The sequence below is a fragment of the Chitinophaga vietnamensis genome, from assembly GCF_902167635.1.
GTDB lineage: Bacteria > Bacteroidota > Bacteroidia > Chitinophagales > Chitinophagaceae > Chitinophaga > Chitinophaga vietnamensis.
On record NZ_CABHMS010000002.1, the window covers coordinates 888,671 to 910,842 of the forward strand.

The following is a 22,172-nucleotide window of genomic DNA, read 5'->3' on the forward strand; positions in this document are numbered from 1 at the left end:
GCCCGATGTGTCCGTGTTTTACCCAAATAGCACAGGTATGTTTCAGCCGCACAAATTGTTTTGCAACCGTTATTTTCGTTTCACTACCAATATCCTGTTTCGACTAACCGGTGGCGGTCGTTGGTATTTGCGCCTAATGCTCCTGCTCTTGACAGGCCTGTTATGGCAGCAAACAACAATGGCCGCTTCATTTGTAGTAACCAATACAAATGATGCCGGTACTGGCTCACTCCGCCAGGCCATCCTCGATGCAAATGCCGCAGGGGTAGGACCGCATACCATCACGTTTTCGGTATACGGACAGATAACGATCCTCACAACAATGCCCACCATCACGGCAAAGAAACTTACTATCGACGGGGGGAACAAGATCACCATCAACTCCTCCGGGGTGAACACGGTCACCAATCCTTTTATCATTAACGCAGATAGCGTGACGGTGAAGAATTTCACGCTGACGAACGCCGGAGATATTTATTTTACCATCCAGCCCAACACCACCGGTGTAACGGTAGATCATATCACCACTTACAGCACTACTGGCAACTATCTGAATTTATTTATGTCGGTAAGCGGAAATTCTACCGGCCTTACTGTCAAAAATATTTACACCAGCGATATCGAACCTTGCAATAGCGCCAATCCTTTGCTGATCGGACGTGTATTCCATTTCATGGGCGGTACGCAAACCAACCTGGTGATGGACAATATCAACATCAGCTCGCAGGGCAATGCCAGGGGTTGTGAGGGGATCGTGTTCCGTGGCGCGTCTGTCAATGGTTTCACGCTTACCAACAGCCGCATCACCGGCGTACAGAATGCGATCTATTTTGATAATAATGGCGGCCCCGTACAAACCGGTAATAATATTTTACTGGACCATGTTACCGTGGATTCTGTTGCAAATGGTGTATCTACCGGTTTCTTTTCTGCTTTTAACAACACCAATGTTAGCATAAAAAACAGCTCCTTCACGTTCACGCGGTCTAGCACCGACAATGGCGATTATGCGATCCGTTTCCTGAACAACAGTGATGGCATTACGATCGATAACTGTACCATTAAAGATGCAGACCTGCGTGGCATTATGTTCGATGCAACGGCCAGCAATGTTACGATCAGCAATTCCAAAGTGATGATCCCCGGGGTGTTGTACTCCAATACCGCCGCCGATAACCGCATGATATTCCTGCAAGGGAACGTTAATACGCTTAATATCAGCAATACGATACTGGATGCGGATGCAAAGGGAACGACACTAGATGGGGGATGGGGTATTTACTTCGGGACAAATGCCACTGTCAATAATGTGACGCTCAATAAAGTGGCGATCAATAACGCCGTTGGGGATGGTATCGCGGTATGGGGGACCGTCAATGGTTTCCAGCTACAGCAATCGAAATTCAACAATTGTTATGATGGTATAGAGTTCTATAACAACGTGGCCAAAACAGGCGTCGTCGTTAACAATTCCAGTTTTATCAACAGTACCCGTTCAGGTATTGTTTTCTCCGTTAGTACCGGTGCGCTGGCTTCGGATGCGAGTTTCACCGGTGATACGATCGTGAATGCCGCATCGAATGGTATCTGGTGGTATAGCAGTACGGGAAGCGCCAATAACGCACAGGTAACAGGTTGCGTGATCCACGATTGCGGCGGCGCTGGCGTGTACAGCGATAACCCGACCAATATTGTGATCAGCAACAATGCCATTTATAACAATGGTACGGCGGGCATCAAATTCGCCAATGCAGGTAATTGCAGTTATACCAATGCCGGCGCTAAAGTGCCAGTGTTGCTTTCTTCCACCACATTGGGCGGCGGGCAGTACCAGCTGAAGATCAATATCCCGAATATCACCGCCGGCGCTACCTATTCGGTAGATATCTATGCTAATGATCCGGGTATCTCCAGCAGCAGCGGACAATATTATGTAACTACGCTCAACGGGCTATCCGCCGGTGTGAACACGCAAACGATCACTTACAATACCGGCCCGGGGGCCACTGCCAGCGGCTTCTGGACGGCCACGCTCCGCATACCGGCTAATACCTGCGGTACTTCAGAGTTCAGTAGTATGTTGCCCATCACGGTAAGAGGACCGGCCGGCGTCAATGCCGGCATTGCTGCGTGGTACCGTGGCGACCAGGGCTTGAGCAGCGCGCAATGGAGTGATTTCAGCGGCTACAATATCAACCTGCCGCAGGCCAGCGCCGCCGCGCAGCCAGCCGTGCAGCCCGGTGGCATGAACTTTAACCCCACCGCCGTTTTCAACGGCGCGCAATATTTTGGTAAGCTGAATGTAGTAGATCCTGCATCTTCCGTATTTGGTAACGGTAGCCTGCAGAACATTGCCGTCTTCGCCGCGTCATCTTCCGCTGCGCTCAACGCCGGCGCTATATTTGACCAGAACACAACTACCAACTACGGAGTGATCACATGTCCTTCTTATACAGATGGCAACGTGTATTTCGACGCGCCTTACAGCTTCCGCGCCAATGCGCCCTGGGGCGGCGCCATCGGCAAAACGAATGTGTGGAGCTTCACCAAAACGACTACCAACATGAGCGTGTTCCGCGACCGCGCAACGGTAGTGAGCAATAATGGCAGTTATGTTTTTGGCGGCAATGCGGGCAACTACGCGTCCAACCTCGGCATCTGGTATGGCGGAGCGCTCTTCAACGGAAATATCCCCGAAGTAATTATATATAGTGATATCACCGCGCTCAGTGCTACTGATCGTCAGAAGATAGAATCTTACCTGGCGTTTAAATACGGTGTAACGCTCGACCAGACCACGCCTACAGATTATCTCGCCAGCGATGGCGTAACGAAGATGTGGTCCGCTGATCCGGTATACAAGAAACGTGTAACCGGTATCGGCCGTGATGATGTATCTTTCCTGCAACAGAAACAATCGCTCAGCGTAGATGATGGCGTGGTAACAATCGCCGCCGGCAATGCTGTGATGGCCTCCAATGGCGCCAATAACAGCACGATCCCCAATGATAAGAGCTTCCTCTCTTTCAGCGATAACGATGGCGCTGTATTGTATAATATCCCGGTGAATGGAACGAAAGCAACGCAGCGCATGGCGCGCATCTGGAAAGTACAGCGTACCAACTGGGCAGATCAATCTATTACCCTGCGGTTCAATAGTGGCAGTAAGGCCAATTACCTGCTGATCAGCACGGATCCTGCTTTTGCTACGCTGAACCAGGAACTGGCGCTGGATTCCACCGGCGCGGTGACTATCAACTCCAGCCTGCTGAGCAATGGCATTTACTTTACTACCGGCGCATTGTTAAGAGGCCCGGCGAATGTGAACAAGGGAATAGGAGCATGGTGGAGAGCGGATGCAGGCGGCAGCAGCAGTTTGATCATTGATTATAGCGGTAATGGAAAACCTCAAAGACAGCCTGTTGCCGGTAGTCAGCCAACATTCCTGTCCAATGGCGCCAACTTCAACCCGGCCCTGTACTTCAATAGTAATACTTATTTGTCCAGCAACTCCGTATTTGGTACAGGCAGTATCCAGAACTCCAGCGTATTGGTAGTGGCAATGCCAACTACCAGCGTAGCGCATGCGGAATTTGCAGAAGCAGCCAGTAACGGGAATCTTTATCGTGGTTATACGCCATACTCCGACGGACAAGTATATTTTGATGCGCCTTATAGTTACCGCATCAATGCGCCGTGGGGCGGTACCTACAATACGCCTTCCTTGTTCACCTTCAACAGAAGGGCTAGCGGCACCACGATGGATGCGTCTGTGAATAATCATCTACTGGCCATGTGGACAGGGCCGCTGGCTAACTATAACGGTGTTAATGCGCCTTTCTATTTTGGTTCCGAGACAACGGGAGCCGGGTTTAACGGTAACGTAGCGGAGATGATTGTGTATACAGATAATTCCGCGATGACCAGCCTGGATCTTCAGAAGATACAATCTTATCTCGCGCTTAAATATGGTATCACCATTAACCCGGTAACACCGCTTGCGTCTCCGGATTATGTGGCCACTGATGGTACCGTATATTGGAGCGCATCGGCCAACAGCGCTTATGCGGCGCATATCACCGGTATTGGCCGTGATACAATCACCGCGCTGGATCAGCGGCAGTCGCGCAGCGCAGATGCCGGTTACGTAACGCTGGCACTGGGCAATAGCATCTTCAGCAATAATAAAGATGTGAATGCGACGATCACCAATGATAAGTCTTTCTTCGTGATCAGTGACAATAACGGTACGATCAAATACACGCCCATTAACGGTTTGACGGGTGTGACGCATAGGCTCGGCAATACCTGGAAAGTACAGAAAACCAATTGGGCAGATCAGAACATTACTTTGTTGGCAGACACCACTTATACTTTCTCTGCCCCCAAATACCTGCTCATCAGTAATGATCCCACCTTCGCAACAGGCACCAGCATATTGCCGGTTGTCAATAACAGGATCACGCTGAACAGCAGCCAGCTGGCCAATGCCAGCTATTTCACTTTTGCGACGCGCTTCAACGGACCTGCCGGCGTGATTAAGGGCATTGCCGCCTGGTATCGTGCAGATCAGGGTTTGAGCCCGCAGCAATGGAATGATTTCAGTGGCACGAATATCAATATCCCGCAGCCCAGTGTGGCCAACCAGCCTGGCATAGCGGCGGGCAGCATGAACTTCAATCCAACCGCCACTTTCGCCGGCGTACAATATTTCGGGAAAGCGAATGTAGTAGATCCTGCTTCTTCTGTATTCGGCAACGGCCCGGTACAGAACTTCGCGGTATTCGCGGCCTCTTCTACCAGCGCGCTGGCGGCCGGCGCTAACGGCGGTATCTTCGATCAGATGACCACCAACAACTACCCGGTGGTAACTGCTCCTTCACAAACAGATGGTAATTTCTACTTCGATGCGCCTTATGGCTGGCGCCTCAGTGGGCCATGGGGCGGTACCCTGGGTAAAACCAATGTATGGAGCTTCACCAAAACGGTGAGCAATATTAATGTATTCCGCGACCGTACCACCATGGCTACCGCTACGGGCACTTTTGATTACTCTGCCTATAATGGCGGTAACTACGCTACCAACCTCGGTGTATGGCATGGCAACGGTTACTTCAATGGTAGCATTCCGGAAGTGATCATCTATAATGATATCACCGCACTCACTGCTACCGACCGTCAGAAGATAGAATCTTATCTCGCCCTGAAATACGGTACCACGCTCGATCAAACCACGCCAACGGATTATCTCGCCAGCGATGGCGTAACGAAGATGTGGGCCGCTGATGCCACTTACAATAAGCATATCACCGGCATCGGCCGTGATGACCTGTCTTTCCTGCAACAGAAACAATCGCAGAGTGTAGATACCGGTACCGTCGCTATCGCATTGGGCACAGGTATCGCTGCATCTAACCAAACAAATACGAATACCATTACCAACGATAAATCTTTCTTCTCTTTCAGTGATAATGGTTTAACCACTGCATATGCAGCACCGGTAAGCGGTGTAAGCAGCGTGAATGTGCGCATGGGCAGGATATTTAAAGTAACAAAAACAGGATGGGCCGATCAAACGATTACCCTAAAAGTGGCCGGCGGCAACAGCAAAACTTACCTGATGGTGAGCGCAGACCCCACATTTGCTACCGGCAACACCTTGTATAAAGTCAAGGCCGATAGCACGGTAACGCTGAACAGCAGCCTGCTGGCCAATGGCGCCTATTTCACTTTTGCCAGACCGGCCGTAGGACCTAACGGCGTGAATAACGGCGTTACCTTCTGGTTACGTGCAGATGATGGCGTGTCCGGCGGCAGCGCATGGAACGACTATAGCAATTTAGGCAATACTGCCTTGCAGCCTGTAGTGGCCAGTCAGCCAACTACTGATGCAAAGGCGCTCAACTTCAACTATGGCCTGCTGTTCGATGGTGCGGCTGATTTCATGGATATTAATACCACGCGCATAGACCCCACAACAGCAACCATTTTTGCGGTGGCCAGTGGTTCAGGCTTTGCTGCCGTTAGAGAGCTGGTAGGCAGCGGCGCCGTAGGCTCCGCTCACGGTATGGAGTACCGGGTGGTTAATAGCGGACAAACACAATACCTGGAGAATGCAGCGTCAGTATTGGCTGTAACCGGTAGCGCCACCGCTTTACCTGGTAAGCCTTATATCTTCAGCGCCACGCAGGCCAGCAATACGCCCAACGGCATACGTATGTTTGAAAACTATACGTTGGACAACCAGGGTACGATCAATCTAACGCCACTCACCGCCAATCTCGTTTCCATTGGCTCCCGTACCATCGCCGCCAGAGGATTTTACTGGATGGGTAATATGGGAGAAGTGGTCGCTTATAACCGTATACTGTCAGATGCCGAACGCCAGTCGGTAGAATCTTACCTCGGTCTTAAATACGGTATCACTATCAACAATGGCGCTACTGATTACCTAGCCACCGATGGCACGAAATACTGGAATGCCGATGCTGTTTACAAGAACAGGATCACCGGTATCGGCCGCGACGATAGCACCGCTTTAAATACCAAACAGTCTTTAAGTGTAGACACTGGCTTCATCACTGTTGCATTGGGCAATAACATTGCTATCACCAATAGTGATAATACCAATACCATCACCAACGATAAATCTTTCCTTGTTTTTGCAGATAATGGCTTGTCTGCCGTTGGCTACCCGGTTGTAGCCAGCACGCCGCTGATGCCGAGCGTTACCCGCCGTATGGCCCGTGTATGGAAGATGAGGAAAACGGCATGGGCAGATCAGAATATTACCATACAAGCCAATATTAACGGCACTTCCAAATACTTGCTGGTCAGCAATACAGATCCCAACTTTGCGCCGGCTAATATTACACAGGCGATACCATTTAATGGCAACCAGCTCACATTCAACAGCAGCAATATTCCTGATGGCGCTTACTTCACCATTGGGGCTGTATTGAAAGCGCCGGGAGGCGTGACCAATAATGTTAGTATGTGGGTGAAGGCAGATGATGGCATTACGCAAAGCAGCGGCAATGTGAGCAACTGGCTGGATCAATCAGGTAACAATACCTTCACGGTGTCTGGAACCGCGCCCACTGCGCCTTTGGCGTATGTGAACTTCAACCCGCTGGTACGCTTTGGCGGCGCAGGTAAGTTGGTAGGCAACACCAGTATCGATATGGCCGAGGCATTTACTGCCAATGCATGGACCGGCGCGCCTGCTGCCAACCGCGGCGCTGTTGTATCGCCCACTACCAATGCCGGCGATGCTTCTTCCCGGTATTTCATGCATAGCTTCAGCTCACTGGTGTACACGGGCATCAGCACGGCCGGTCCTACGTCTTATATGACAGCGCCGGCGCCGCCCTCCGGAGAATTTGATGTCTGGAATAGCGGCGGAACAAATATCTATCGCAGAAATGCTACCTCTGTTATCACCGGTACCACAGGCGCCGTCATGACCGGCATACCGCAAATTGGCGACCGCTCCACTGCCGATGGTAAAATGACCGGGGATATTTCAGAGATCGTGTTATATAGCGCAGCTAATAATGCGGCAGACCGCAACAAGATTGAAACTTATCTCGCTATCAAATATGGTATTACTTTAAACAGTAGCTATACCAATACTGCCAACAATGTTATCTGGGATACTACTGCCAATACTGGCTTCAACAACAATATCGCCGGTATTGGCCGGGATGATATCGAAGATCTGCAACAGCGGCAATCGCGCAGTATCAACAGCGGCACACAGGTGGCCATTGGATTGGGCAGCCTGGCAGAAACGAATAAAGGCAATACCAATGCCTTTGCTGCCAGTGGTCATTACCTGGTGTGGGGAGATGATAACAATTCCCTCAGCTTCAGAACGGCCGTAACAGGCCACCCGGTGGTGAACTATCGCATGAGCAGGTTGTGGAAAGTAGCGCAAACAGCCGGCATGAACAGCCAGGTACAGGTAGCGATTCCGTATACCGCCTTGCCGAATCCAAAACAGTCTTACCTCATCGTGAGTGATGATAACGTGATCAACGGCGCGGACCAATTCATTCCTTTGCAGGTCATCACCCTCAATGGCGTGAAACACTATGCGGCCAATGTTACCTTTAATTCAGGACAGTACTTCAGCTTCGGCGGATATATCAAATCACCGGGTGGTATAGCCGGTACCGCGCTGTGGCTGCGTCCCGACTATGGTACTTCTTCATCCGCTGATAATACCCCTATCGATACCTGGACAGATTTCGCTTCTTATCTGAACAACGCCTTACAGCCTGTTGCAGCATCGCAGCCGAAGTATGTCAACAATACAACAGACAATATCAACTACAACCCTGCGCTGAAATTCAGCGGTTCCAATTTCATGAACCTGGATGTAAGCAAGCTGCCTACTGGTACCAGTGCCAGAACGCTTTTCGGCGTAGGTAAAACAAATACGCTCAGCGGCAATGGTTATTTCATGAGCTGGGGCGCTAACGCCGCTTCACAAGGTAGCGGTATCGCCAGCATCAGCGGCGCCGCCTATTTTGTAGGTATTTCGGATGATGTGCCTTCCGCCGGTTTCTGGCAAACTGCGCGGCCTGATGAGATGGCCGCCGTATGGGCTGGCGCAGGCGGTACTGCCACTTTGTACAGCAAAACCAAACAGCTGAATGCACTGAACAAACCAGGCTGGAACACTGGCACTGCCCTGGCGAAAGTGGGCTCCTTCCTCTCCACAGCGGAAAACTGGAATGGCGCCATGGGCGATCTGATCGTATATCCGTTCGCGTTAAACCCGGGTCAGCTCCGCAAAGTGGAATCTTATCTCGGCATCAAATATGGTTATACATTAGATCAGACCACGCCGGGTAATTATCTCGCTACCGACAGCACCGTGATCTGGGACGCTACTGCCAATGCCGGCTACAATAACAACATCGCCGGTATCGGTTATGATGAAGTGGAAGGGCTTAACCAGAAGCAGTCGCGCAGCATCAACGCCGGCGCTATCCTCAGTGTGGGCCTCAATTCCATTGAAACAGACAACATCACTAACACTGCTACTTTCGGCGCTGATAAAAGCTATATGATCTGGGGCAGTAACAGTAACCTGTTGACGGCTATCAATACCAACCTGCCATCGGGTAGCTGCGTTAGCCAGCGCCTGTCGCAACAGTGGAAAGTACAATACAGCAATTTCAACGCTGCGCAGCTGTTGGCCATGGCCTTCGATTTGAATGGCGTTACTTATGCCGGTAAAGACATCAGCGATTTCTCCCTGTTGATAGATAATGATGGCGATGGCAACTTCGCCACCGGCACTATCACAGAAATAAAAGCCAGCGCTTACGACAGTACCAATAAAAAAGTGCTCTTCAACGCCGTCAGCAATATACCTGCCGGCGCGGTGTTCACGATCACTACCAGTCACCCGGTACGCACTGCCAGCCTGGTAGCGGATGGCGCGGCCAAAACGGCTGCCAGCATCTGTAAGGAAGGTAACTGGATATACTTCATTGATCCGGCAGATGCCACTAAATACATCGCGGCCATAGACCTGAATGGCAACACCGCTAATGCTACAGACTTCGGCGCCGCCATCGTGGATGTTAGCAAAGCGCAGAGCGCCCTGGGCGCCAGCAACGGTACCAACTATGGTATACAGCTGATGCGCCGCCTCTTGCAGATCTCTTACACCGGCGCACCGCTCACCACTAACGGCGGCGTGAAACTGCGCCTGCTCTGGGATCCTGCCGGCAAAGACAGCGCCAGCACCTATCTGTCCGGCACTCGCAATGTATCCGCGCCACAACAATGGACCTGGTTCAAACATACCGGCGATATCGCCGCCACCATGGCCGATATCACGCCGGAAAACCTGAATAACATCACCGCGCTTACACCTGCGGCTTCCGGTACAGTTGACGGCGTCAACTATGTACAGTTCAACAACCTGCAGAACTTCTCCGTCTTCGGCGGCCTTGTTAGCGCCAACCAGGTGCTGAGCATACAGAAAGCACAGGATGGGGCAGAAGGTGGCGCCAACGGCGCTTTCACGATCAGCTTGCCCACAGGTATCACTGCTACGGAAGATATCACGATCAACTACAGCGTAGGCGGTTCCGCTACCAACGGCGCTGACTATAATACTTTAAATGGCACGGTAGTGCTCAAGTCAGGCGCACAAAGCGTTTCACTGCCGGTACTGGTGATTGACGACAAGATCATCGAGAATACAGAAACCGTAGCGGTGACGCTCACCGGCGCCAGCGGCCTTACTTCTGCCAATCCTTATGGTATCAGCAATACGCAAAATACCGCTACGCTTAATATTACGGATAATGATCTCTCACAGGCGGTACTGAGTATCCGGAACCTGTCAGACGCGGCGGAGCCGGCCACCAATGGCGCTTTCGTGATCAGCCTGCCTGCAGGTTATACCTCTTCAGAAGATGTACCGGTTAACTATACGGTAGCCGGTACAGCCACTAACGGCGTCGACTATACGGCATTGAAGGGTACCGTCGTACTGCCTGCCGGACAAAACGGCGTACCACTGCCCGTGAATGTGATCGACGACAAGATCATCGAAGGCAACGAAACCGTGACCGCCACCCTGGTAACGGGTAAGTCTGCCAGTTTCACTTTCACCAGCGATCCTGTCTACAACAATGCTACCGTAAATATCGCCGATGATGATAATACGGCCGCCAATGAAGTATTGAGCATCACCAAAACGGCGGATGCTGCCGAACCGTCCACCAATGGCGCTTTCAGCATCTCTTTGCCCGCCGGTATCACCTGCGCGCAGGATATTACTGTGAACTATACCCTTAGCGGCACGGCCACTAACGGTACCGACTATACTACTTTAAGCGGCAGCGTGATCCTCCCTGCCGGAAAGAGCAGTGTATCCGTTCCCGTGAATGTGATCGATGACAAGATCATCGAAGGTACCGAAACAGTGGTGCTCACACTTACGGGCGGTACCTCTGCCGTGGGCAGTTTCACGCCGGGCGCTACCAATGGCAGCGCCAGCCTGGATATTGCAGACGATGATAATATCGCTGCCAACGAAGTGCTCAGTATCACCAAAACCGGCGATGCAGCGGAGCCCAATACCAATGCAGCATTTACTGTCAGCTTACCCGCCGGCGTTACCGTATCCGAGCCGGTGACTGTTAATCTTGCGATCAGCGGCACAGCTACCAATGGCACCGACTATACGACAATTGCCAACACAGTAGTGATCCCTGCCGGAAAGAATAGTGTATCCGTTCCCGTGAATGTGATCGACGACAAGATCATAGAGGGAGATGAAACGGCGATCGCTACCATTACCGGCGGCGCCTCCACCAGCTTCACTTTCACCGCTGGCGGCGCTACTGCCACTTCCACCATGGTGATCGCAGACGATGACGATACCGCAGCCAACAAAAGCGTGAGCCTCGTTAAAACCGCCGATGCGGCCGAGCCATCTACCAATGGCGCCTTCACCGTAAGCTTGCCCACCGGCATCACGGCTGCATGGCCTGTTACCGTGCATTATCTGGTGAGCGGTACCGCTACCAAAGATGTCGACTACCAGGCCCTGAGCGGCGTGGTGGTGATCCCCGCCGGTCAGAACGGCGTGCAGATACCGGTGAATGTGATAGACGACAAGATCATCGAAAATAAAGAAAGCGTAGTGGCTGATATCTCGTCTGTAGGCGCGGCCGCCGTACCTTTCTATATCAGCAGCCAAAAAACGGACAGCGTCATAATTGCGGATGATGATAATATCGCCGCTAATGAAGCGCTGACCATCACTAAAATCGCCGATGCCGCCGAACCCGCCACCAATGGCAGTTTCAGCGTAAGTCTGCCTGCGGGCATCACCGTGAGCGAAGATGTAAGGGTGAACTATGGTATCGCCGGCACGGCTACTAACGGCGCCGACTACACGACACTGAGCGGCAGCGTGATCATTCCCGCCGGCCAGAACAGTGTAAGCATCCCCGTGAATGTGATCGACGACAAAATTATCGAAGGCAACGAAACCGTGGCGCTCACCCTGAAAGGCGGCGCCTCCACCAGCTTTACCTTCACAGGCAATAACAGCGCAACGCTCAATATTGCCGACGATGATAATATAGCAGCTAACCAGGTAGTGAGCGTAGCGAAAGCCGCCGATGCCGTGAAACCTTCCACCAATGGCGCTTTCACGATCAGTCTCCCGGCTGGTTATACCAGCAGCGTAGCGGTTACGGTAACCTATACCGTATCTGGTACGGCCACCGCAGGTACCGACTATGCTACCCTGAGTGGCACTGTGGTGATCCCTGCCGGCCAGAACAGCGTGAACGTACCGGTAACGCTGTTGCCTAATCCAACGATCAAACCGGATCAAACGGTGATCATGGCCCTTACCGGCGGTACTGCTCCAGGTTTCGGCGCGTTTACGCCCAGCACTACGGAGAGCAGCGCTACCGTAGTGATCAGAGATCCCAATAATATACCAGCTAATAAAGTACTGAGCATCACTAAAACCGCCGATGCCGCAGAACCGGCCACCAATGGCAGCTTCAGCATCAGTCTGCCCACAGGTGTTACCTACTCGCAGGATATCACCGTGAACTATACCATAGGCGGCACGGCTACTAACGGTACCGACTATACGGCATTGAGCGGCGTCATCACCATCCCTGCCGGCCAGAACAGCGTGGCATTGCCGGTGAATGTGATCGACGACAAGATCATCGAAGGCGATGAAACCGTGGTGGCAACACTCGTAGGCGGCAGCTCCGCCAACTTCGGCGCATTCAGCCCCGGCAGCAATGGAACCGCCACCCTCACCATTGCCGATGACGATAACACGCCTGCCAACCAGGTACTGAACATCACTAAAACCGCCGATGCGGCGGAACCGGCTACCAACGGCGCTTTCAGCATCAGTTTACCTGCCGGTATCACCGCTGCGCAGGATATCCAGGTGAGCTATACCCTTGCCGGTACTGCTACCCCGGGGAAAGATTATAGTACCCTGTCAGGATCAGTGATCATCCCGGCCGGTCAAAATAGTGTATCCGTTCCCGTGATAGTGATCGACGACAAGATCATTGAACCGGTGGAAACCGTGATTGCTACCATCACGGGTGGTACCGCTGGCAGCTTCAGCTTCAGCGCCGGTACGGCCACGGCTACCGTGAATATTGCCGATGACGATAATACCGCCGCCAATAAAGCGCTGAGCATTACCAAAACTGTCGATGCCGCAGAACCGGCTACCAATGGCGCTTTCAGCATCAGCCTGCCCGCTGGCATTACGGCCGCTGAAGATGTGACCGTGAGTTACACTGTAGCGGGCACCGCTACACCGGGTGCAGACTATACCACCCTCTCCGGTACTGCCGTGATCCCTGCCGGACAAAACAGTATATCCGTTCCCGTTAACGTGATCGATGACAAGATCATCGAAAATACCGAAACAGTGGTCGTTACGCTGACAGGCGGTACCACTGCCAGTCTGGGCAATTTTACTGCCGGTGCAGCGAACACCGCTACCGTAAATATTGCAGATGATGACAACACCGCCGCCAATGAAATGATCAGTATCACCAAAGTGAAAGATGCGGCAGAACCGTCCACCAATGGCGCCTTCCTGGTAAGTTTGCCCGCAGGTATCACCGTGGCGGAAGCCGTAACGGTGAACTATACCATCAGCGGCACTGCCACTAACGGTGTCGACTATACTACGCTCAGCGGTAGCGTAGTGATCCCGGCAGGACAGAACAGTGTCAATATCCCGGTGAATGTGATCGCTGATAATATTGTAGAGGGAGATGAAACCGTGGTGCTTACCGTAACCGGTGGCACTTCTGCCAGCTTTACCTTCACACCGGACGCCGTGAATAAATCCGCGACGGTGATCATTGCAGATAATTCCAATACCGCTGCCAATAAAGTGCTGAGTATCACCAAAACGGCCGATGCCGCGGAACCCGCTACCAATGGCGCCTTCCTGGTAAGCTTGCCCGCCGGCGTTACCTTCAGCGAGGCCATAACCGCTACCTATACTGTGAACGGCACGGCTACTAACGGTGTGGACTACACGACCCTCAGCGGCAGCGTGGTGATCCCCGCTGGCCAGAACAGCGCGAGCATCCCGCTGAATGTGATCGACGACAAGATCATCGAAGGCAACGAAACAGTGGTGTTAACGCTCACAGGCGGCAGCTCCGCCAGCTTCGGTGCGCTCAGCGCCAGCACTACACAAGGTAGCGCTACTGCCAATATTGCGGACGACGATAACACCGCTGCTAATAAAACTTTGTCTATTTACGAAACGGCCAATGCCGCCGAACCAGCTACCAATGGCGCATTCACCCTGCAATTGCCTGCTGGCGTCACGGCCGCCGAAAATATCACCGCTACCTATACCATCGCCGGTACCGCTACTAACGGGGTAGACTATACGACCCTGAGCGGCGCCGTGGTGATCCCTGCCGGCCAGAACAGCGTGATCATCCCGGTAAATGTGATCGACGACAAGATCATCGAAAACACAGAAACCGTGATCGCTACACTGACTGCCGGTACTTCAACTTCCTTCAGCTTCACCGCTGATGCGGCGCATCAAAATGCTACCGTTACGATAGCGGACGATGATAACGTAGCGGCCAATAAAATACTGAGCGCCACCGCGATAGCCGATGCCGCAGAACCAGCCACCAATGGTGCTTTCCGCATCGCATTGCCTGCTGGTATCACCAGCTCGGAAGATGTGAGCGTTACCTACGCGGTCAGCGGTACCGCCACTAACGGGGTGGACTATACGACCCTCAGCGGCACGGTAACCATCCCGGCCGGACAAAACAGTGTATCCGTTCCCGTAATTGTGATCGACGACAAGATCATTGAAGGCGCCGAAACCGTGATCATGACCCTAACAGGCGGCGCTTCCGCCAGCTTTGGTTTCGCCGTTAACAGCACGCCTGCCACGGTGAACATCGCTGATGACGATAACAATACCACCAACAGAACACTGCGCATCGCTAAAACGGCCGATGCCGCAGAACCGGCCACAGATGGTAATTTCCGCATTACGCTGCCAGCCGGTATCACTGCCGCCAACGATATCACCATTAATTATACCATAGACCCGGCCAGCACAGCCACCAGTGGAGCGGACTACCAGCCGATCACCAGCAATATTATCATCCCTGCCGGTCAGAATGGTGTGAACGTACCGGTGCACGTGATCGACGACAATATCATCGAACCCACCGAAACCGTGATCATGCATATCAGCGGCGGCAACGATGCCTTGTTCGCTTATACTGCCGATGCCACCAGTGCGGCCGCCACGGTAAATATCTACGACAATGACTTTGGCCCCAACAGCAATGTAGTGCTGGTTACCAAAGTATCCGATGCCGTAGAAGGCGGCGTGCATGGCCAATACAAAATATCCTTGCAGCCGGGCGTAACCGCTTCGGAAGATGTTACCATTCATTATACGATGGGAGGTAGCGCTACTAACGGTGTCGACTATCCGCTGTTGAATGGTGTGGCTACCATTCCTGCCGGCTCCAACTTTGTGCTGATCGATCTCGCCGCAATAGATGATCAGCTGGTGGAAGGCCCTGAAACAGCCATCCTCACAATGACCAGCGCCGCGTCGCCCAGCTTTGCCTTCACCATAGCGCCGGGCTTTGCATCGGCTACCGTGAACATCATTGACGTAAATGCCGCTGCCAGCACACCTATCAGCATTGTGCCTGCCGGCGATGCCGCCGAACCGGCCACCAATGGCAAGTTCACCATCAAACTCAATGGCGCTGCCTCCAGCTATGATATCACGGTAGGGTATAGCCTCGCCGGTACTGCCACCGCAGGCCTGGATTATTCCGTGCCCGCACAGGTGGTGATCCCGGCCGGACAAACCAGCGTAGATGTAACGGCTACTGTGATCGACGACAAGATCATCGAAGGCACAGAAACCATACAGATGACAATCGTTTCAGGCAGTGCCATAGATGCGTCAGGCAATACCTATATCTTCCCGGCTGATCCGGCCGCCAACCAGGCTTCGATCAATATCCTGGATGATGACAACGTGGCGGCTAACCGTACCCTGAGCGTACAGAAAGTGAAAGATGCCGCCGAACCCAATACCAACGGCGCTTATATGATCAGTCTGCCCACCGGCTACACAGCGGCTACCGATATCACGGTCAATTACGCTATGAGCGGTACCGCCACCCGGAATGCGGATTACACGATTGCCAATGCCGTTACCATCCCCGCAGGTCAGAACAGTGTACAATTGCCATTGAACGTGCTCGACGACAAGATCATCGAACTCACGGAAACGGCTATACTCACCATCACCAATGGTACTGACGTAGCCGCCAACCCTTATACGCCTGGCGCGCCTGGCAGCGCTACGGTGAATATCGCTGATGATGACGCCACAGCGGCCAATCTGCAGGTATCTGTTACTAAAACAACAGATGCGGCGGAACCAGCCGCCAATGGCCTCTTTACCTTCAGTTTGCCTGCCGGCGTAACCGTAGTGGAACCTGTTACCGTGAACTACACCGTTAGCGGCACCGCTACGCCAGGTGCAGATTACACGGCCCTCAGCGGCACAGTGGTAATCCCCGCCGGACAAAATAGTGTAGGCGTGCCCGTGAGTGTGATCGACGACAAGATCATCGAAAGCACGGAAACCATTATTGCAACCGTGACAGGCGGCACTTCTGCCAACTTCACCTTTGCACCCGGCGCGAACAAAACAGCGGTGATGACCCTGGCCGATGATGACAACACTGCCGCCAATCGCGTACTGAGCGTACAGAGAACCGCCGATGCCGCGGAACCGGCCACTAATGGCAGTTTCGAAGTGAGCCTACCCGCAGGTATTACCGCCGATGCGCCCATTACTTTCAGCTATACCCTCACCGGTACCGCTACGAGAGAGGTGGATTATACCGTGAACACCATCGTGCTGCCCGCCGGCCAAAACAGTGTGCCCGTTCCCGTGAATGTGATCGACGACAAGATCATCGAAGGCACTGAAACGGTGATCATGACGCTTGGCGGCGGTACAGATACTTACAGTAATGCCTATACGTCCAATAGTGCGGCCACCGTCAATATTGCCGACGACGACAGCACCGCTGCCAATAAGCAATTGACAATAACGAAAGTAAAAGATGCCGCAGAACCGGCTACCAATGGCGCTTTCAATATCAGTTTGCCCGCAGGTATCACCGCCGCCGATGACATTACGGTCAACTACAGCGTAAGCGGTACCGCTACTAACGGGGTAGACTACACGACCCTCAGCGGCACCGTTGTTCTACCCAGGAACCAGCAAAGCGTAAATGTTCCGGTGAATGTGATAGATGACAAGATCATTGAGGGAGATGAAACCGTGATCCTCACCTTGAACAGTGGCACATCTGCTGCCCTGGGCGCTTTCACGCCGGCAACAGGCGGTAACACGGCCACCCTCGTCATCGCCGATGATGATACCATCGCCGTGAACAGGTTACTGGGCGTAACCCGCATAGCCAATGCAGCGGAACCCGCTACCAATGGATCTTTCAGTATCAGTCTGCCAGGTGGCGTTACCAGCGCAACAGATATCACCGTGAACTACACCATGAGCGGCGTGGCGATTAACGGTACCGACTATACGATGCTGAGCGGCGCCGTAGTGCTGCCTAAAGGCCAATCGTCCGTACCGGTAGTGGTCGCAGTAATAGATGATAAATTAATAGAAGGAGATGAGAGCGTGGTGCTCACCCTGAGCGGCGGCGCCTCCGGCGCGCTGACCTATGGCGTAGACCCCGCGCTCGGCAACAGCACATTGATCATTGCCGACGACGACAATATACCTGCCAACAAGGTGCTGAGCGTAGCCAAAGCTGCCGATGCCACAGAACCTAATACCAATGGCGCTTTCACCATTTCATTGCCAACAGGCGTTGCCGCAGTGGAAAACGTGACGGTACAGTATACCATCAGTGGCACGGCCACTAACGGTGTTGACTACACGACACTCAACGGTACCGCTGTGATCCCGGCCGGACAAAACAGCGTATCGGTTCCGGTGAATGTGATCGACGACAAGATCATTGAAGGCAATGAAACCGTGATCATGACGCTCAATGGCGGAGCATCCGCCAGCTTCGGCAGCTTCACAGCCAGCGCCACTAATGGTATGGCAACGGTGAACATCGCGGACGATGATAACGTAGCGGCCAACGAGCTGCTGTCCGTTACCCGCATTGCCAATGCGGCGGAACCGGCTGCCAATGGCGCTTACCGCATCAGCCTGCCGGCGGGCGTGACCGTTACCGAAGCCGTGACCCTACACTACAATATGAGTGGTACCGCTACCAACGGTGTTGACTATACGTTGTTAAATGGCACCGCTATTATTCCGGCCGGCCAGCAGAGCGTAATAGTAAACCTGAATGTAATCGACGACAAGATCATAGAAGGAGATGAAACGGCGATCCTGACCCTCAGCGGCGGCAATTCCGCTTCCTTCACCTTTGCGCCGGACGCTACCGCGGCCAGCGCCACCATCACCATCGCCGATGACGATAATACGATGCTGAATAAGACCCTGAGCATCACCAAAGTGACCGATGCCGCCGAACCGGCTACCAACGGCGCTTTCATGGTAAGCCTGCCAGCAGGGGTGACGGCCGTGGAACCAGTAACGGTTACTTACACGGTAACAGGCAGCGCTACCAGCGGCGTGGACTACCAGGCCCTGAGCGGTACGGTTACCATCCCGGCCAATCAACAAAGTGCGCTTATCCCGGTGATCGTGATCGATGACAAGATCATTGAGCCTACCGAAACCGTGATCGCCACTATCACCAAGGCAACAGCGCCTACTCTCGGCGCCTTCAATGTAAGCAGCAACGTAAGTGCAGCTGTAGTGGATATCCTGGATGATGATAATGTAGCCGCTAATACCGTGATCAGCATCACCAAAACTGCCGATGCGGCGGAACCGGCCACCAATGGCGCCTTTACCGTTAGTTTGCCAGCTGGCGTAACAGTAGGGCAAGATGTTACCGTGAGCTACACCATCAGCGGCACGGCTACTAACGGGGTCGACTATACTAAACTTAGCGGCACCCTTACCATCCCGGCTAACCAGAACAGCATACAGCTGCCGGTGCAGGTGATCGACGACAAGATCATCGAAGGACCGGAAACCGTGGTTGTGACCCTTACCCAGGGCGTAGCAGATGGCCTGGCCACCTTCACGGTTAACAATACAGCGAATACCGCCACCGTGATCATTGCAGATGACGACGATGTAGCCGCCAACAAAGTGATCAGTATCGCGAAAGTATCCGATGCCGCGGAACCCAATACCAATGGCGCCTTCAGCGTAAGCCTGCCTGCCGGCTTCACGGCAACAGAAGACGTTACCGTGAACTATACCATCGCCGGCACTGCTACTAACGGGGTGGACTATACGACCCTCAGCGGCAGCGTAGTTATCCCGGCGGGCCAGCACAGCGCCAGCATACCGGTAACCGTGATCGACGACAAGATCATCGAAGGCACGGAGACAGTTAGTTTGACCCTAAGGGGCGGCACTACCGCTACCTTGGGCAGCTTCACCGCCAGCAGCACCCAGGCTACCGCTACGCTCAACATCGCCGACGATGATGATGTAGCTGTGAACAAAGTGATCAGCATCACCAAAACCGCCGATGCTGCGGAACCAGCCACCAATGGCGCCTTTACGGTAAGCTTGCCCGCAGGCGTTACCGCAACAGACGCCATTACCGTAAACTACACCGTCAGCGGTACGGCCACTAACGGTGTCGACTACACGACCCTCAACGGCGCCGTAGTGATCCCGGCCGGCCAGCACAGCGTGCAGGTACCGGTAACCGTGATCGACGACAAGATCATCGAAGGCACAGAAACCGTGATCCTTACCGTCACCGGCGGTACGTCCGCCAACTTCGGCAACTTCACGGCCAGCGCGGCCAATAACACGGCCACGGTGAATATCGCCGATGATGACGATGTAGCCGCTAACAAGCTGATATCCGTTACAAAAGTGAGCGATGCGGCAGAACCAGCCACCAACGGCGCTTACCGCGTCAGCTTACCGGCAGGGGTAACCGTTACTGAAGACGTGACCGTTCATTATAATATGAGTGGCACCGCTTCTAACGGCGCCGACTACACGACACTGAATGGAACCGTGCTGATCCCCGCCGGCCAGAACAGCGTCACAGTAGACCTGAAGGTAATAGATGACAAGATCATAGAAGGAGATGAAACGGCGATCCTGACCATCAGCGCCGGTAGTTCTACTTCCTTTGCCTTCACCGCGGATGCCAGCGCCGCCAGCGCTACCATCACCATCGCAGATGATGATAATATCTCCCTGAATAAAACAATCAGCGTTACAAAAACTTCCGATGCGGCAGAACCGGCCACGAATGGCGCCTTCAGTGTAAGTCTGCCTGCTGGCATCACCGCAACAGAAGCCATTACCGTGAACTATACCATCGCCGGCACTGCCACTAACGGTGTAGACTATACGACGCTCAATGGCACAGTCGTGATCCCTGCCGGACAAAACAGTGTAAGCGTGCCCGTGAACGTGATCGACGACAAGATCATCGAAGGCACCGAAACAGTGATCCTCACGGTTACCGGCGGCACAAGCGCCAGCTTCGGCAGCTTCACGGCCAGCGCTGCCAGTGCCAGCGCTACTGTCAACATCGCCGATGATGACGACCTAGCTGCGAATATGATGATCAGCATCGCCAAAACCGCCGATGCCGCGGAACCCGCCACCAATGGCAGCTTCAGGGTAAGTCTGCCGGCAGGCATCATCGTAGCGAAGGATATTACAGTGAACTACGCCATCAGCGGCAGCGCCCTTGGCGGGAAAGACTACCAGGCATTAACAGGCTCCGTGCTGATCCCCGCCGGCGCCAGCTATGCCGATATACCGGTAGTGGTGATCGATAACCTGATCGTGGATGGCACGCGCACCGTACAACTCACCATCACCGGTGGTACGGCCGGCAGCCTGGTATTCGCGCCAGCGGCGGCGAACACCGCTACGGTAAGCATCACCGACAACGATATGAAAGGTTTCGATACCTGGAAAACCGTTGCCCTGCCAGCTGCCAACACCGATGGAAAAGTGCATCAGAACGATCTGCTCACTTACACCATCTATGTACGCAACACCGGCAATGTGCCTACTTCCTTTACCATCACCGATCCGGTGCCTGCCAATACCAGCTATGTAAGCGGTGGTACGCTCAGCGGCGGCAATGTTACTTTCAATATCAGCAACCTTGCAGCAGGCGCTGTTGCCAATGTCACCTTCGTCGTGAAAACAGCGCCAGACCTCACTGGCGTAACAGAGATCATCAACACCGCGCAGGTGAATGACGGCACTAATACCAAAGCCACCGGCAGCTGCGATCCCCAAGCCGCAGGATGTAGCCTGGTACCTGGCACCAAGATAGGCGTAAGCCTTATCAACGGCGACCTGGCCATCACGAAAGCAGTGGTAGAACCTCTGACGGGCCCTTACCGCATGGGACAGGATATCACTTACAGCATCCAGGTGAAAAATACAGGCAGCACGCCTTACACCAATGTGCTTGTGAAGGACAGCCTGCCAGCCGGACTGGATATACCTAAATCGATCCTCGCGCAGCGTGGCACTACGCAGGCAGATGCCGGCAAGCTGACCTGGAACATCGGACAGCTGGGCGCAGGCGAAGCAGTAACGCTCACTTACATCTGCCGCATCATCGAAGGACATGATGTAACCAACACCGCCAGCGTGAGCGCCACAGAACCGGAGAAAGACTATACCAATAATACCGCCACCGTTACATTACAGGTAGAAGGGCAGGACCTGATGTTCCCGAACGTGATCACCCCGAACGGTGACGGCAAGAACGAAAGGTTCGTGATCGGCGGGCTGGAAAAATATCCCGGCTCCGCGCTCTACATCTATAACCGTTGGGGCAATATGGTGTATCAATCCAAAGATTATCATAACGACTGGAATGGCAGCGCTCTGAACGACGGTACCTATTACTACATACTGGAAGTGAGAACAGCGCAGGGTACCAGGAAATATAAAGGCTGGATAGAAATATTAAGATAAGGGC

The 22,172-nt window shown here is 53.4% G+C and carries 1 protein-coding gene; it reads left to right on the plus strand.

All coding sequences use genetic code 11. The features are described from left to right. Nucleotides 1-136: 136 nt before the first annotated feature. Nucleotides 137-22,168 (plus strand): Calx-beta domain-containing protein, encoded by a 22,032-nt coding sequence (locus FPG75_RS07765; protein WP_161596714.1) that lies wholly within the window; start codon nt 137-139, stop codon nt 22,166-22,168. Nucleotides 22,169-22,172 lie beyond the last annotated feature (4 nt).